This is a genomic window from Achromobacter semiaridum (assembly GCF_053543755.1).
The window spans coordinates 1-14,759 of record NZ_JBLVOL010000059.1 but is presented as its reverse complement, the minus strand read 5'-3'; the positions used below and the strand labels follow the sequence as shown (position 1 = coordinate 14,759).

Below are 14,759 nucleotides of genomic sequence, written 5' to 3'. Positions count from 1 at the left end.
AAAAGGGCGCCAGCGAATTCGCTGGCGCCCTTTTTTTTACCCGGCGGCTGGCCGTGCGCGATTACGGCAGGTTCAACGCGTCCTGTTTCAAGAACGCCTGCCAGTCGCGCCGCTCGATGATGTCGGCCGACAAGGCGCTGACGGGCGACAGGTTGAACACCGACACGCCGCGCGCGCGCCACTGCGCGGCGGCAAACCGGAACGACGGTTCGATCAGATGCGTGAAATTGCGCGCCAGTCGGCTGGTCTGGGGACGGCCGCCCTCGTCATAAAAGCGCAGCCCGTTTTGCACGGTGAGGTCCAGCCCGTGAACGAAAACCTGCCGCGCCCCGCCAGACACCAGCACCTGCAAGGCGGCATAGGCCACGGTATCGGCGTCGAACACGCCCAGCGATGCGTCAAAGCTGTAGCCCAGCCCCTGCTTGGCATCCAGCAGCTGCACGTCCGGCGTGGCGGCGGCGATCCGCTTGAGCACGGCGGGCGCCGCGCTGCGCTGGTAGGCGCGTTCGGAAATCATTTCAATAATGCAGATGCGGCAGCGGATCTGATCCTGCGGGATGCCTTGCATGATGTAGCGCAGCACTTCGGGAAACACGTACAGCGTCAGGTCCCGGGAGACGATTTCGCGCACCAGCTCGATGCGTTCCCGCACGAAATTCTGGTCGATGATGCAGTAGTACTTGAACGGCAGATCAAACTTGCGGGCCAGCGCGATGGCGCCGTTCACGCCCATGGCCACGCGTATGTCCAACTGGTCGTACGGAATCTCGGCCACCGAGGGACCGCTGAGGATCAGGTGCACTGTTTCATCAGCGCCGTCGTACCCTTGCGACAACGGCGTCAAGGGCAACGACCGGCCAAAGGCACGGAAGCCGCAAATGGCGCCCGTGCGGTCACGCCAGATCCGCACAAAAGGCCACAGATGCTGGTTATGCCGTTGCGTGCGCGAGCGCAGCAAACGGAAAAGCTTGCGAACGAAGCGGTCGGCACGGCCACCGCCCACATGGGCGGCGGAAGTGGGGGATATTAAATGTTCCATCAACTAGCCTGATTGGCCGTACCCGCTTAATGCGTTCAACCGGCAGAGATCAGCGACGCAATGGCGTTGCCGACGTCGACGGTCGACGCGGTGCCCTTCATGTCCCGTGTGCGCGGACCATCCGCCAACACGGATTCGATTGCTTTGACCACTGCTTCCGACGCCTGGGGATAGCCCAGGAAATCAAGCATCAGCGCGCCGCTCCAGATTTGCCCGATCGGGTTGGCGATACCCTTGCCGTAGATGTCCGGGGCCGATCCGTGAACCGGTTCGAACAAGGACGGAAACTTGCGCTCGGGGTTCAGGTTCGCGGACGGTGCGATACCGATCGTGCCTGTGCAGGCCGGCCCAAGGTCGGAGAGAATGTCGCCAAACAAATTCGAAGCCACCACCACGTCGAACCAATCCGGGTGCTGCACGAAATGCGCGCACAGAATATCGATGTGGTATTTGTCCCAACGCACGTCCGGATAGTTCCCGGCAATATCGGCAACGCGCTCGTCCCACCACGGCATCGAAATCGAAATGCCGTTGGATTTTGTGGCCGCGGTCAGGTGCTTGCCGCGCTTTTGGGCAAGTTCGAATGCAAACTTCAGCACGCGGTCCGCGCCGACACGCGTGAACACGCTTTCCTGAATGACGACTTCGCGCTCGGTGCCTTCGAACAGACGGCCACCGCTATTGGAGTATTCGCCTTCGGTGTTTTCGCGGACGATGAAGAAATCGATGTCGCCGGGCTTGCGATCCGCCAGCGGGGACGGCACGCCGGGCATCAGGCGTACAGGCCGCAAATTGATGTACTGATCAAACTCGCGACGGAATTTAAACAGCGAGCCCCACAGCGCCTCGTGGTCGGGCACGGTGGCGGGCCAACCGATCGAGCCGAAGAATATGGCCTCGTGCTGCCCGATCTGCGCCTTCCAATCGTCCGGCATCATCTTGCCGTGTTGGGCGTAATAGTCGCAGCTCCAGTCGAAATGATCCCACTGGAATTCGATGCCGAAGCGCGTCGCCACGGCATCCAGCACCTTCAAGCCTTCCGGCACGACCTCCTTGCCAATCCCGTCTCCTGGAATCACCGCAATCTTGTGTTTCTTAGCCACCACGTTTCCTTAAGTTTTCCTTTGATAGACCGCCCAGAATCATAGGCATAAACGACCACGGCGCAACACCCCCCGTTACAAAACGGTGGTGCCGCGCAGCCTGTAACGTCGAGGATGCCCGGGCGATTTCAGCGCCGGGTCTTGGAGCCCAGCAGCGACCCAAGGATGCCACGTGTCAGTTCACGGGCGATGGAGCGGGCCGTGCTTTTGGCCATGGTCTGGACAACGCCGTCGCGCTTGCCGCCCCGTGGGCCGGTTGATCCGAACAGCACATCGTTCAGACGGCCCATCAGGCCGCCGCCCGCCTCGTCGGCCGGGGCCGGCGCATCGGGTTCAGGGCGAGTATTGCGGCCGGCGGTGGCCGGAGGGTCCGCGGGTACGGCGGCGCGACCGGCAAGGATTTCGTAGGCAGATTCCCGGTCGACGGCCTTTTCATACTTGGCGGCCATCGGGCTGCCCTGGCGCAACGCCTGGCGCTCGGCGTCGGTCGCCGGTCCGATGCGGCTGGCGGGCGGCACGATGTAGGCGCGTTCGGTAGGCATGGGGCGGCCCTTGGCATCCAGCAACGACACCAGGGCCTCGCCCACGCCCAACTCGGTAATGGCGGCTTCGATGTCCAGCCCGGGGTTGGGGCGCATGGTCTGCGCGGCGGTCTTGACGGCCTTCTGGTCGCGCGGCGTGAAAGCGCGCAGCGCGTGCTGCACGCGATTGCCCAGCTGCCCCAGCACGGTATCGGGAATATCCAGCGGATTTTGCGTCACGAAGTAGACGCCCACGCCCTTGGAACGGACCAGTCGCACCACCTGTTCGATCTTGTTCAGCAAGGCGGGCGGCGCATCGTTGAACAACAGGTGCGCTTCATCGAAAAAGAACACCAGCTTGGGCTGGTCCATGTCGCCCACTTCGGGCAGCTTTTCGTACAGGTCGGCCAACAACCACAGCAGGAAGATGGCGTACAGGCGCGGCGCCTGCATCAGCTTGTCGGCAGCCAGCACGTTGACCATGCCGCGGCCCTGCGCGTCCGTGCGCATCAGGTCGGCGACGTCCAGCATGGGTTCACCGAAGAATTTCTCGGCGCCCTGCGATTCCAGCGCCAGGAGGCCGCGCTGGATGGCGCCGACGCTGGCGGACGACACGTTGCCGTAGCGGGTCTTGAGCTCGGCCGAGCGGTCCGCCACGTTTTGCAGCATGGCGCGCAGGTCTTTCAGGTCCAGCAGCAACTGGCCTTCGTCGTCGGCCACCTTGAACACCAGGGTCAGCACCCCTTCCTGCGTGTCGTTCAATTCCAGGATGCGCGACAGCAGCAGCGGGCCCATATCGGTAATGGTGGCCCGCACCGGCAGGCCTTGTTCGCCAAAGACGTCCCAGAGGGTGACGGGGCTGGCTGCCCAGACGGGCTCGTCCAGGCCCAGGCTTTTCAGGCGTTCGGCCAGCTTGGGGCTGGCCGCCCCCGCCTGCGAAATACCGGTCAGGTCGCCCTTGACGTCGGCCATGAACACCGGCGTGCCGATGCGGGAAAAGGACTCGGCCAGCACTTGCAGGGTGACCGTTTTGCCCGTGCCGGTGGCCCCCGTAATGCAGCCGTGCCGGTTGGCCAGGGCGGGCAGCATCGCGAGCTCGGTCTGGGCGTTCTTGGCGATGACGATGGGGTTGGGCATGGGGCAACGCTCCGGACCGGGAAGCTAAAGGATGCCCAAGTGTAGAGCCTGCCGCGCGGCTTGTGCGCGTGGCAATATCGACACAGGCTGCCCTGCCCCGGGCGCTACGCCCGTCGGCACGGTAAAATGCCTTTTTTGCAGCCAATTTATCCTGGGAAGCCATGGCCGGACACAGCAAATGGGCCAATATTCAGCACCGCAAAGGGCGCCAAGACGCCAAGCGCGGAAAGCTCTGGACCAAGATCATTCGTGAAATTACCGTGGCGGCGCGCGCCGGCGGCGCCGACCCGGACAGCAACCCGCGTCTGCGCATGGCGTGGGACAAGGCGACCGACGCCAACATGCCCAAGGACAACATCCAGCGCGCCATCCAGCGTGGGGCGGGCGGTGCGGACGGCGACGCCTACGAGGAAGTCCGCTACGAAGGCTACGGCATCGGCGGCGCGGCGGTCATCGTCGACTGCATGACCGACAACCGCACCCGCACCGTGGCGGAAGTTCGCCATGCGTTTGCCAAGAACGGCGGCAACCTGGGCCAGGAAGGCTCAGTGGCCTTTATGTTCAAGCATTGCGGCCAGTTCGTATTCGCCCCGGGCACGCCCGAAGACAAAGTCATGGAAGCCGCACTTGATGCCGGCGCCGAAGACGTCACGACCGACGAAGAAGGCGTGATCGAAGTCGTTTGCGCGCCAGCCGACTACGCCGCCGTGCGCAAGGCGTTTGATGACGCGGGCCTGAAGGCGGAAGTGGACGGCATCGTCATGAAGGCGCTGAACGAAACCGAACTGGCCGGCGAAGACGCCATCAAGATGCAAAAACTGCTCGACGCCCTGGAAGGCCTGGACGACGTGCAGGAAGTCTATACGACCGTCATTTTCGACGAAGCGCAGTAAATCCCACGGTTCCAGCACGTCGACGGCCCTGGCCGCCGCCGCGCTGGAATGTGAAACGGCTCCGGGTGGTCCCGGGTCCGTCGCCTTCTCCACGGGCTAGAGTGGCAACCTTCAGAATCACGCAACATGAAACTCCTGGTAATTGGCTCGGGCGGCCGCGAACATGCCCTCGCCTGGCGGTTGGCCCGCTCCCCGCGCGTACACAAAGTGTTCGTCGCGCCGGGTAACGGTGGCACGCAACGGGCCGAGCAGATGGAAAACATCCCGCTCACCAATGCCGAGGAGCTGGCCGATTTCGTCCAGCGCGAAGGGATCGCCCTGACGGTCGTCGGGCCGGAAGCGCCGCTGGCCTCGGGCGTGGTGGACGTGTTCCGTGCGCGTGGCCTGAAGATCTTCGGCCCCACCAAGGCCGCCGCGCAGCTGGAAAGCTCGAAGGACTACGCCAAGGCCTTCATGGTGCGGCACAACATCCCGACCGCGCGCTACGCCACGTTCACCGACCCGGTCCAAGCGCACGCCTATATCGACCAGGAAGGCGCCCCCATCGTCATCAAGGCTGACGGCCTGGCCGCCGGCAAGGGCGTCGTGGTCGCGGCCACGCTGGAAGAAGCGCACGCCGCCGTTGACGCCATGCTGGGTGACGGCTCGATGGGCGCTGCGGGCGCTCGCGTCGTCATCGAAGAATGCCTGGTGGGCGAAGAAGCCAGCTTCATCGTCATGTGCGACGGCCGCAACGTGCTGGCGCTGGCCACCAGCCAGGACCACAAGCGCCTGCAAGACGGCGACCAGGGCCCGAACACCGGCGGCATGGGCGCGTATTCACCCGCGCCGATCGTTACGCCTGAACTGCACCACCGCATCATGCGCGAAATCATCCTGCCGACCGTGCAGGGCATGACGCGCGACGGCATTCCGTATACCGGTTTCCTGTACGCCGGCCTGATGATTGCCCCGGGCGATGACCCCGACCGTGAAATCAAGACGCTGGAATTCAACTGCCGCATGGGCGACCCGGAAACGCAGCCCATCATGATGCGCGTCAAGAGCGACCTGCTGGACGCGCTTGAGCACGCCGTGGACGGCACGCTGAACCGGGCCGACATCGTCTGGGACCGCCGCACCGCCCTGGGCGTGGTGCTGGCCTCGCACAATTACCCGAACACGCCGCGCACCGGCGACGTCATCCGCGGCCTGCCCGCCGACGCCGAAGACTGCATGGTGTTCCACGCCGCCACGGAACTGACCGGCGAAGAAACAAAGACCACCGGCGGCCGTGTGCTGTGCGTTACGGCGCTTGGCGATTCGGTCAAGATGGCGCGCGACCGCGTGTACGAAGCCATTGACGGCATCCATTTCGATGGCCGCCAATACCGCAGCGACATCGGCTGGCGCGCCTTGAAGCCGTCGCAACAGAAACCGAAGTCCAACGCGTAAGCGGAAAGCCAATGAACGCCTTGCCCGTCGCCACTGTCCGCGATTACCTCACCGGCCTTCAGGCCCGTATCGTCCAGGCGCTGGAAGCCGCGGAAGGCGGCCCGTTCCGTGCCGACGAATGGGTCCGGCCCGAGGGCGGCGGCGGTCTGTCGCGGTTGCTGGAAGGCGGCCAGTTGTTCGAGCGCGCCGGGGTGCTGTTCAGCCACGTCAAGGGCACGAAGCTGCCGCCGTCGGCCAGCGCCCACCGCCCCGAGCTTGCCGGCCGCGCCTGGGAAGCGATGGGCGTGTCGATGGTGCTGCACCCGCGCAACCCGTACGTGCCCACCACCCACATGAACGTGCGCATGTTCGTGGCGGCGGCCCGCCCCGGGCATGACGAAGCCGACATCTTCTGGTTCGGCGGCGGCATCGACCTGACCCCGTATTACCCGTTCGAAGAAGACGCGCGCCATTTCCATACGGTGTGCCGCGACGCACTGGCCAGCCACGGCCCTGACTACTATCCGCGCTACAAGCGCTGGTGCGACGAATACTTCTTTCTGAAGCATCGCAACGAAACGCGCGGCATTGGCGGCGTATTCTTCGACGACCTGAACGCGCCGGGCTTTGACGCCTCGTTCGCCTTGACGCGGTCGGTAGGCGACGCGTTCCTGCACAGCTACCTGCCCATCGTGGAACGTCGGCGTGGCATGGCGTACACGGAGCGCGAGCGCGACTTCCAGGCGTACCGCCGTGGCCGCTACGTGGAATTCAACCTGGTGTTCGATCGCGGCACGCTGTTTGGCCTGCAATCGGGCGGCCGCACCGAATCCATCCTGCTGTCCATGCCACCCATGGCGCAATGGCGCTACGACTGGCATCCGGAACCGGGTTCGCCCGAAGCTGAGCTCGCGCCGTACCTGACACCGCGGGATTGGGTTTGAAGCGCATCGGCCTTCTGGGCGGCAGTTTCGACCCCGTCCACGTCGCCCACGTTGCGCTGGCGCAAAACGCGCTATCCACGCTGGATCTGGCCGCCGTGGAATTGATTCCGGCGGGCAACCCCTGGCAGCGCGCCGCCCTGCATGCCACGGGCGAACAACGCCGCGACATGCTTGAACTGGCCATTGCCGGCCATGACGGGCTGGTCGTCAACCCGATTGAAATCGACCGCAGTGGCCCCACTTACACCATCGACACGTTGCGCGCCCTGCCCTCGGACGCGCGCTATGTCTGGCTGTTGGGTGCCGACCAACTTGCCAATTTCTGCACTTGGCGCAGCTGGCGCGACATAGCCAGCTTGGTGGACCTGGCCGTGGCCACCCGCCCCGGCACGGCATTGACGCCGCCGGCTGAATTGACCGGCTGGCTGCAAGAACAAGGCCACCGCCTGGAAGAACTGCCCTTTGCCCCGATGGCGGTGTCCGCATCAGACATCCGCCGCCGGCTGGCCGCGGGCGAATCCACGGACGGACTGCTGGCCCCGGCCGTTGCCGCCTATATTGCGGCGCACCAACTTTACCGATAAACCCACACCCGCCGGGCGCTGAAAGCGCCACGGAGCCGGCATCCGCCGTCCGTCCGCGGGTTATATTTGCAGCTATGGATATAACGAAACTCCAACGCGCCGTCATCGATGCCCTCGAAGACGTCAAGGCGCAAGACATCAAGGTCTACAACACCACGCATCTGACAAGCTTGTTCGATCGCGTCGTGATTGCCAGCGCCACCTCCAACCGCCAGACCCGGGCCTTGGCTTCAAGCGTGGCCGACCGTGGCCGTGCACTTGAACTGACCGGCATCACCATCGAAGGCGAAGACACCGGTGAATGGGTTGTCGTCGACTTGGGCGACGTCGTCGTGCACATCATGCAGCCAGCGATTCGCCAGTACTACAACCTGGAAGAAATCTGGGGCGGCAAGCCGGTGCGCGTGAAGCTGCTGCCGGAATCGACCCGCGTAGCGCCGATCCCCACCGACAGCGGCTACGACGACGCCGAAGCCTGAGTTCCTGCCGTGAAATTGATCGTTGCGGCGGTGGGAACGCGTATGCCCGATTGGGTCGAGACGGCCTGGGCGGACTACGCCAAGCGCCTGCCCGCCGATTGCGCGCTGGAACTGCGCGAGATCAAACCCGAACCGCGCACCACCGGTAAAACGCCCGCCCAGATGATGGCTGCCGAAGCCAAGCGCATCGAAGCTGCGCTGCCCCCAGGCGCGCTACGCCTGGCCCTGGATGAGCGCGGCCGCGACCTGACCACGATGGCCCTGTCGCAAAAGCTGGAACAGTGGCGAGCCGGCGGGCAGGACGTCGCCTTCTTGGTCGGTGGGCCGGATGGCCTGGACCCCGACCTTAAGGCCTCGTGCAGCGGTCAACTACGCTTGTCGTCGTTGACCTTGCCCCATCCGATGGTCCGCGTGGTGTTGGCCGAACAGCTCTATCGCGCCTGGGCCATCATGACCAATCACCCCTACCACCGCGCCTGACCGCTGGCCGGGCAGCGCCGAATTTTTTACGCGTTCACGCATGTCTACCTCCGCCGACACCGACGCTTCCCCCGCCCGTCTTTACCTGGCATCGGCCAGCCCAAGGCGGCGCGAACTGCTGACCCAGATCGGTCTTGCGCACAAAGTCCTGCTGGTGCCTGCCCCCCCGGGCGAAGACGAACCCCAACACGAAGGTGAAAGCGCCGCTGACTATGTGCAGCGCACCGCCCGTGACAAGGCGCTGCGCGGCCGCGACTGGATGCACGCGCACGCGCTGCCCGAGCTGCCGCTGCTGTCCGCCGACACCACCGTCATCCTGAATGGCGTGGTGCTGGGCAAGCCTGCCGATCGTGACGACGCCATCCGCATTCTGCGTGCCTTGTCCGGTTCGGTGCACGAGGTGCACACGGCGGTGGCGGTGTGCGCACGCGGGCAGCTGCTAGAGGCCGTCTCGATCACCCGGGTCCAGATGCGCGAACTGGGCGACGTCGAAATCGGCCGCTACTGTGACAGCGGCGAACCCTTCGGCAAGGCGGGCGCGTACGGAATCCAGGGGCTGGCCGGCGCCTTTATCTCGCACATTTCGGGCAGCTATACGGGCGTAATGGGTTTGCCACTATTCGAAACGGCAAACCTGCTGCGAACGGCGGGCATACACGTACCCTGAACTGATATTGGCATTGGCATTGGCGCTGGCATTAACGCTGACATTGGCGGCCAGCGGGCGCCAAGTTTCGGCTTGGTCAAAAAAATCCCCCGCATGTCGTAGCCGACGCGGGGGATTTTTCATTGCATCATTGCGGGCCGTGCCTCGGTTCGGGCCTCAGGGCTCAGGCCGTGTGGCTGATCGCCGCATGCGTTTCCGACGCGGGCATGTCGGCGGCCGGCCCTCCTGCCATAGGCTGGCCGTCCAACGCTGCGTGCAGTTGCTCTTGATCCAGCTCGCCTTCCCAACGGGCCACCACGACGGCGGCGGTAGCGTTACCCACCAGATTGGTCAACGCGCGGCATTCGGACATGAAGCGGTCCACGCCCAGGATCAGCGTCATCCCGGCGATCGGCACCGACGGTACCACCGACAAGGTCGCAGCCAGGGTAATGAAGCCGGCCCCGGTCACGCCCGCCGCGCCCTTGGAGCTGAGCATGGCAACCGCCAAGAGCAGAATCTGGTCGCCCAACGACAGAGGAATGTCGCAGGCCTGGGCGATGAATAGCGCGGCCATCGTCATGTAGATGTTGGTGCCGTCCAGATTGAACGAGTATCCCGTGGGTACCACCAGCCCGACCACCGACTTGGAACAGCCGGCGCGTTCCATCTTCTGCATCAGCGTGGGCAGCGCGGCTTCGGACGAGCTCGTGCCCAGCACCAACAGCAATTCTTCGCGGATGTAGCGAACCAGCTTCAGGATCGAAAAACCGTTGTATCGGGCAACCAGGCCCAGTACCACGACGACGAACAGCACCGAAGTCGCGTAAAACGTGCCGACCAGCATGGCCAGGTTAACGACCGACTTGATGCCGTACTTGCCGATGGTGAACGCCATTGCGCCGAATGCACCGATGGGCGCGGCCTTCATCAAAATGGCGACCAACTTGAAGATGGGCTGGGCCAATGCGGTCATGAAATTCAGAATTGGCTTGCCGCGCTCACCCACCATCGCCAGCGAAATGCCAAACAGGACCGCCACGAACAGCACCTGAAGAATGTCCCCGCCCACGAACGGGCTGAAGATCGTCGTCGGGATAATGTTCATCAAAAAGCCGGTAATGGTCGAGTCGTGCGCTTTCGCCACGAAATTCGCCACGGCCTTCTGGTCCAGGGTGCTGGGGTCGATATGCATGCCCGCGCCCGGCTGGACGATATGGCTGACCACCATGCCGATGATCAACGCAAGCGTCGAGAAGATCAGAAAGTACAGCATGGCCTTGCCGGCCACGCGCCCTACCTTCTTCAGGTCGCTCATCGCCGCAATGCCCGAGGCCACGGTCAGGAAAATGACCGGCGCGATGATCATCTTGACCAGCTTGATGAAGGCGTCGCCCAACGGTTGCATCTGCTGGCCGAGTTCAGGCTTGAACGCGCCCAACAGCACTCCGATCACGATGGCGAAGATTACCTGCACGTACAGGATTTGATAAAACTTGAGCTTGCGCGCAGGCGCGCCTTGATCTATTTCGATCATCGGGATTTGTCCCCACCAATGCCCCTTGCCGCAAGGGGCGACGGGGCGTTTTCTGTTTTATGGCGATGCGCAGTGGCCGCACGCCCATTTCACCGCGCGCGCGGGAAGCGGCTCGGCTTACTGCTACTTACGCAAGACCTGTGCCAGGCCGTGAGCGGCCTGCACATTGGCGACAAGCCATTGATAGTTAACGGCTTCATCGGATTTTTGTTTTAAGTTCGGCGGGATAAATGGCGGAAAACCACACGGAAGCGGGCTAGAATGTGCGGAAAACCGCACACCATGTCAAAACCTCCTCCCTCCCGGTCGATCCGCCCCGCATCCCGCTCCGGGTCGGGGTCCGCGTCCGGTTCCGCGTCCGGTTCCGCGTCCGGTTCCGCGCATTCAAACCCGGCCTCGTCCCCCACCCGCCAGACGCGCCGGCCGTGGCGCGCGCGTGCCGTTGCCATGCTGGTTCTTATCGGCGTGGTGGCGGCGGTGCTGCAGGCGGCTACCGATTGGGCACGCGAGAACGCGATCAAAAGCGCCACGCTCCAAGCACGGAGCGCGGGGCAGATCAACGCGGCCTTGCTGCGCAACAACCTCGACAAATTCCGCGCGCTACCCTTTGTCTTGACCCGAGACGTAGACGTGCGCGCGGTGTTGCAAGGCGCGTCCTCCGCCCAGGTTGAATCGCTGGATGACAAGCTCGACACGCTGACGCGCGGCGTCGGCGCGTCGGCGATCTACCTGCTGGACAAGACGGGTTTGGCGATCGCCGCCAGCAATTGGCGCGAACCCGCGACGTTTGTTGGGGTGGACTATCAGTTCCGGCCGTACTTCCAAGGCGCGGTTGCGCGCGGCTCGGCAGAACACTTTGCGTTGGGAACGATCAGCCACGAAGCCGGGCTGTACCTGTCCCGCCGGGTGGACGACGCCCAAGGCGCCATGTTGGGCGTGATCGTCTTGAAGGTTGACTTCCGCGACCTGGAATCCGACTGGCGCCAATCCAGCGCGCCCATCTTCGTCACCGATGAACATGGCGTGGTGCTGCTGGGCAGCGTGTCGGACTGGCGGTTCGACGTGTTGGCGCCGCTATCTCCCGACTTGGCACAAACGCTGCGCACCAGCCTTCAGTTCGGCGATGCCCGCTTTCAAACCTTGCCGTTGACGCCGCCACTGTCGTCGGTGGGCAATGGCCAGTTAGTACGCACCGACGACGCCTTGCCGCAGATTCCAAAAGGCGCCCCGCTGCTGCACACGACCCTGCCCATTACAGAGTCGCCGGGCTGGACGCTGCACCTCTTGTCGCCGGTGCAGGCGGCCATGAACCAAGCCACCGCCAACGCCCAAATGGCGGCGCTGCTTGCGCTAAGCCTGTTAGCCGCAGCCCTGGGCATCGTGCTTTACCGGCGTCAGCGCAATCGCGAACAAGCGCGGCAGCAAGCAGCCACGCAGGCTCAACTGGCCGCACTGGTCGGCGAACGTACCGCACAGCTTAGCGAACTTAATGAACAGTTGATGGACGAGATGGACGAACGGCAGCGGGCCGAAGCCCGCTTGCACACCATGCAGGACGAACTGGTCCAGGCCAGTAAGCTGGCATTGCTCGGCCAGGTGGCGGCCGGGGTGGCTCACGAAATCAATCAGCCCGTTGCGGCAATCCGCGCCTACGCCGACAACGCGACCGAATTCGTGCGCCGCGACGACATGGCCGCCGTCAATGAAAACCTGGGTACCATCGCCGCCTTGACGGAACGCATCGGCCACATCACGGGCGAACTCCGCGCGTTTTCCCGCAAGGCGGGCACGTCCGTGGGGCCGACAAGCTTGAAGGACGCCATGGAAGGCGCACTGCTGCTGATCGGGCCGCGTGCGCGCAGGCAAGGGGTCACACTGGTACGGCCGCCCGACGACCAGGATGTGCTTGTCAGCGCCGACCGCATTCGGCTCGAACAGGTGCTGGTGAACTTGCTGCAAAACGCAATGGAAGCATTGGAAGGCGTCGCTGACGGCCGCGTGCTGGTAACGCTGCAAGACCTTGGTGAAACGGTGCGGCTCTTGGTCAGCGACAATGGCCCCGGCCTTGCGGCTGACACGCGCGCACGCCTTTTTACGCCCTTCTACACCACAAAAGCGGAAGGCTTGGGCCTGGGGCTGGTGATATGCCGGGACATCGTTGCCGAATTTGGCGGCGACTTGACGGCCTTGGATCCCGACGGCCCGGCGTCTCCAAACCCGCCTGGCGCGCTAGGCGGGGCCACTTTCCTACTCACATTACGCAAGGCGCCCACCGCGCATTACCGACAAGCCATTTCGCCATGATCCGTCCTCCTGATACTTCCCCCTACACGGTCGGGCCGCTAGACGACGGCCAGCCCGTGCCACCGCACGTCGTCTTCATCGACGACGATGAAGATTTGCGCCGCGCCAACATCCAGACGTTGAAGTTGCATGGCATGACGGTAGACGCGCACAGCTCGGCGCGTTCGGCACTGCCGACGCTGCATCGGGGGTTTGATGGCGTGGTCGTCACAGACATCCGCATGCCCGACATTGACGGGCTGCAATTATTCCGTCGCCTGCGCGACATCGATCCCGAGCTTCCCGTCATTCTGATCACCGGCCATGGCGACATCGCTACGGCAGTGCAGTGCATGCGCGATGGGGCCTATGACTTCTTGGCCAAGCCGTATGCGCCTGACCGGCTCACAACCGCCATCCTCCACGCAACCGAAAAGCGTCGGCTGGTGTTGGAGAATCGGCGTCTGCGGGAGGCGGCGTTTGCTGTCGAGGCGGACGAGGTCCCGTTTATCGGCTCGACGCCGGCGATGCAACGCATCAAGGAAACGCTGCGCCACATCGCCGACGCAAATGTCGACGTACTCGTAGAGGGAGAGACCGGCACTGGCAAAGAAGTCGTCGCCACCGCGCTTCACCGCCTAAGCCGGCGTCGCCATCGTTCGCTGGTCGCGATCAATTGCGGAGCACTGCCGGAAAGCGTCATAGAAAGCGAGTTGTTCGGGCACGAAGCCGGCGCCTTCACTGGCGCGCAGAAGAAGCGCATTGGTCGCATCGAACACGCGAGCGGGGGCACACTTTTCCTGGACGAAATTGAGAGCATGCCGCTCGCAGTGCAAGTGAAGCTGCTGCGCGTACTCGAATCGCGCCAGATCACCCCACTGGGCAGCAATGAGGTCCGCAATCTGGACCTGCGCGTGGTGGCTGCTACCAAGGAGGACTTGGGGGATCCCTCCATTCGCGGGAAATTCCGGGAAGACCTTTTCTACCGGCTGAACGTCGTCACCATCCGAATTCCGCCCCTGCGCGAGCGCCGAGAGGACATTCCTCTGCTGTTTGCGCATTACCTTGGCCACGCGTCACGCCGCTTCCAGCGAGACATTCCCGACATACCGACCTCGATCACTCAGCATGTCATGACGCACGCCTGGCCCGGCAACGTGCGCGAACTTGCGCACTTCGCTGAACGCTTGGTCCTGGGGGTACCCGACACGGTGAAATCGAACTACGTGCAAGCACCCGACAATAAGCAAACACTGCCCGAGCGTATGGAGCAATTTGAAGCCCAGTTAATACGCGATGCCCTTCAAGCCCATCAGGGCGATATCAAAGCCACGCTGGAATCGCTGGGCATTCCCCGTAAAACGTTCTACGACAAACTTCAGCGCCATGGCATAGACCGCCAGCAGTACCTGTCTGCGTCGTAGACGAACTGACGGCGATAAACAAAAAAAGCCCCGCTGCGCTAGCAACGGGGCTTTTCTTATAAATACATGCACATAAGCTGCGGCTCGACTACTAAAACTGTGCAACGACCGAAGCTAAAAACGAATCAAAAACCAAAATCAAAAATCCAAAGACAAAACCCCACAGGATTACCTGTGGGGTTTTGCGCAATAAAAGCCTGACGATGACCTACTTTCACAGACGTCCGTCCACTATCATCGGCGCGAAGGCGTTTCACTGTCCTGTTCGGGATGGGA

General features: G+C 63.4%; 13 protein-coding genes and 1 rRNA gene. 9 read left to right on the top strand and 5 right to left on the bottom strand.

Features of this window, described 5'->3' with window-relative positions; translation table 11 throughout:
* Positions 1–61: 61 nt before the first annotated feature.
* The 3 genes from ACNPP0_RS16705 to ACNPP0_RS16695 form a co-directional block, all read right to left on the bottom strand.
* Entirely contained in the window at positions 62–1,039 is a 978-nt protein-coding gene (locus tag ACNPP0_RS16705; protein ID WP_332613420.1) for a WaaZ-like lipopolysaccharide core biosynthesis protein, read from the bottom strand.
* Between the two features lie 35 nt (positions 1,040–1,074).
* On the bottom strand, positions 1,075–2,142 hold the full coding sequence (locus ACNPP0_RS16700; protein WP_332613421.1) for a tartrate dehydrogenase: 1,068 nt from the start codon (positions 2,140–2,142) through the stop codon (positions 1,075–1,077).
* A gap of 128 nt (positions 2,143–2,270) precedes the next feature.
* A complete protein-coding gene (locus ACNPP0_RS16695; protein WP_448706498.1) occupies positions 2,271–3,800 on the bottom strand; it encodes a helicase HerA-like C-terminal domain-containing protein in 1,530 nt (509 codons plus the stop codon).
* Between the two features lie 161 nt (positions 3,801–3,961).
* On the opposite strand from ACNPP0_RS16695, the gene ACNPP0_RS16690 reads away from it, so the two are divergent.
* From ACNPP0_RS16690 to ACNPP0_RS16660, 7 genes are all read left to right on the top strand, one after another.
* Positions 3,962–4,693 (top strand): YebC/PmpR family DNA-binding transcriptional regulator, encoded by a 732-nt coding sequence (locus ACNPP0_RS16690; protein WP_046807830.1) that lies wholly within the window; start codon positions 3,962–3,964, stop codon positions 4,691–4,693.
* Between the two features lie 126 nt (positions 4,694–4,819).
* A complete protein-coding gene (gene purD, locus ACNPP0_RS16685) occupies positions 4,820–6,127 on the top strand; it encodes a phosphoribosylamine--glycine ligase (protein ID WP_332613423.1) in 1,308 nt (435 codons plus the stop codon).
* Positions 6,128–6,138: 11 nt separating this feature from the next.
* On the top strand, positions 6,139–7,050 hold the full coding sequence (hemF, locus tag ACNPP0_RS16680; RefSeq protein WP_332613424.1) for an oxygen-dependent coproporphyrinogen oxidase: 912 nt from the start codon (positions 6,139–6,141) through the stop codon (positions 7,048–7,050).
* Positions 7,047–7,634: a nicotinate (nicotinamide) nucleotide adenylyltransferase gene (gene nadD, locus ACNPP0_RS16675; RefSeq protein WP_332613425.1), complete on the top strand. Its 588-nt coding sequence runs from the start codon at positions 7,047–7,049 to the stop codon at positions 7,632–7,634. The genes hemF and nadD overlap by 4 nt, the downstream gene beginning before the upstream one ends.
* Before the next feature lie 74 nt (positions 7,635–7,708).
* Positions 7,709–8,113: a ribosome silencing factor gene (gene rsfS, locus ACNPP0_RS16670; protein WP_332613426.1), complete on the top strand. Its 405-nt coding sequence runs from the start codon at positions 7,709–7,711 to the stop codon at positions 8,111–8,113.
* A 9-nt stretch (positions 8,114–8,122) separates the two neighbouring features.
* Positions 8,123–8,593 carry a 23S rRNA (pseudouridine(1915)-N(3))-methyltransferase RlmH gene (gene rlmH / locus ACNPP0_RS16665; RefSeq protein WP_332613427.1) on the top strand — a complete coding sequence of 157 codons (471 nt, stop codon included), beginning with the start codon at positions 8,123–8,125 and terminating at the stop codon, positions 8,591–8,593.
* Positions 8,594–8,633: 40 nt separating this feature from the next.
* On the top strand, positions 8,634–9,260 hold the full coding sequence (locus ACNPP0_RS16660; protein ID WP_448706497.1) for a Maf family protein: 627 nt from the start codon (positions 8,634–8,636) through the stop codon (positions 9,258–9,260).
* A 163-nt stretch (positions 9,261–9,423) separates the two neighbouring features.
* Here the strand turns inward: ACNPP0_RS16660 and ACNPP0_RS16655 are convergent, their stop codons facing one another.
* Positions 9,424–10,776 (bottom strand): dicarboxylate/amino acid:cation symporter, encoded by a 1,353-nt coding sequence (locus ACNPP0_RS16655; protein ID WP_448706496.1) that lies wholly within the window; start codon positions 10,774–10,776, stop codon positions 9,424–9,426.
* A gap of 447 nt (positions 10,777–11,223) precedes the next feature.
* On the opposite strand from ACNPP0_RS16655, the gene ACNPP0_RS16650 reads away from it, so the two are divergent.
* Positions 11,224–13,080, top strand: a complete 1,857-nt coding sequence (locus ACNPP0_RS16650; RefSeq protein WP_448706495.1) for a sensor histidine kinase — start codon at positions 11,224–11,226, stop codon at positions 13,078–13,080.
* Positions 13,077–14,483 (top strand): sigma-54-dependent transcriptional regulator, encoded by a 1,407-nt coding sequence (locus ACNPP0_RS16645; protein WP_448706494.1) that lies wholly within the window; start codon positions 13,077–13,079, stop codon positions 14,481–14,483. The genes ACNPP0_RS16650 and ACNPP0_RS16645 overlap by 4 nt, the downstream gene beginning before the upstream one ends.
* 195 nt (positions 14,484–14,678) lie before the next feature.
* Here the strand turns inward: ACNPP0_RS16645 and rrf are convergent.
* Positions 14,679–14,759, bottom strand: a 5S ribosomal RNA gene (gene rrf / locus ACNPP0_RS16640); the annotation flags it as partial.

Coding starts and splice junctions, on each gene's coding strand:
- ACNPP0_RS16705 (WP_332613420.1), bottom strand. CDS start 1,039: ATGGAACATTTAATATCCCCCACTTCCGCCGCCCATGTGGGCGGTGGC.
- ACNPP0_RS16695 (WP_448706498.1), bottom strand. CDS start 3,800: ATGCCCAACCCCATCGTCATCGCCAAGAACGCCCAGACCGAGCTCGCG.
- ACNPP0_RS16690 (WP_046807830.1), top strand. CDS start 3,962: ATGGCCGGACACAGCAAATGGGCCAATATTCAGCACCGCAAAGGGCGC.
- purD (WP_332613423.1), top strand. CDS start 4,820: ATGAAACTCCTGGTAATTGGCTCGGGCGGCCGCGAACATGCCCTCGCC.
- hemF (WP_332613424.1), top strand. CDS start 6,139: ATGAACGCCTTGCCCGTCGCCACTGTCCGCGATTACCTCACCGGCCTT.
- rsfS (WP_332613426.1), top strand. CDS start 7,709: ATGGATATAACGAAACTCCAACGCGCCGTCATCGATGCCCTCGAAGAC.
- ACNPP0_RS16660 (WP_448706497.1), top strand. CDS start 8,634: ATGTCTACCTCCGCCGACACCGACGCTTCCCCCGCCCGTCTTTACCTG.
- ACNPP0_RS16655 (WP_448706496.1), bottom strand. CDS start 10,776: ATGATCGAAATAGATCAAGGCGCGCCTGCGCGCAAGCTCAAGTTTTAT.
- ACNPP0_RS16650 (WP_448706495.1), top strand. CDS start 11,224: ATGCTGGTTCTTATCGGCGTGGTGGCGGCGGTGCTGCAGGCGGCTACC.
- ACNPP0_RS16645 (WP_448706494.1), top strand. CDS start 13,077: ATGATCCGTCCTCCTGATACTTCCCCCTACACGGTCGGGCCGCTAGAC.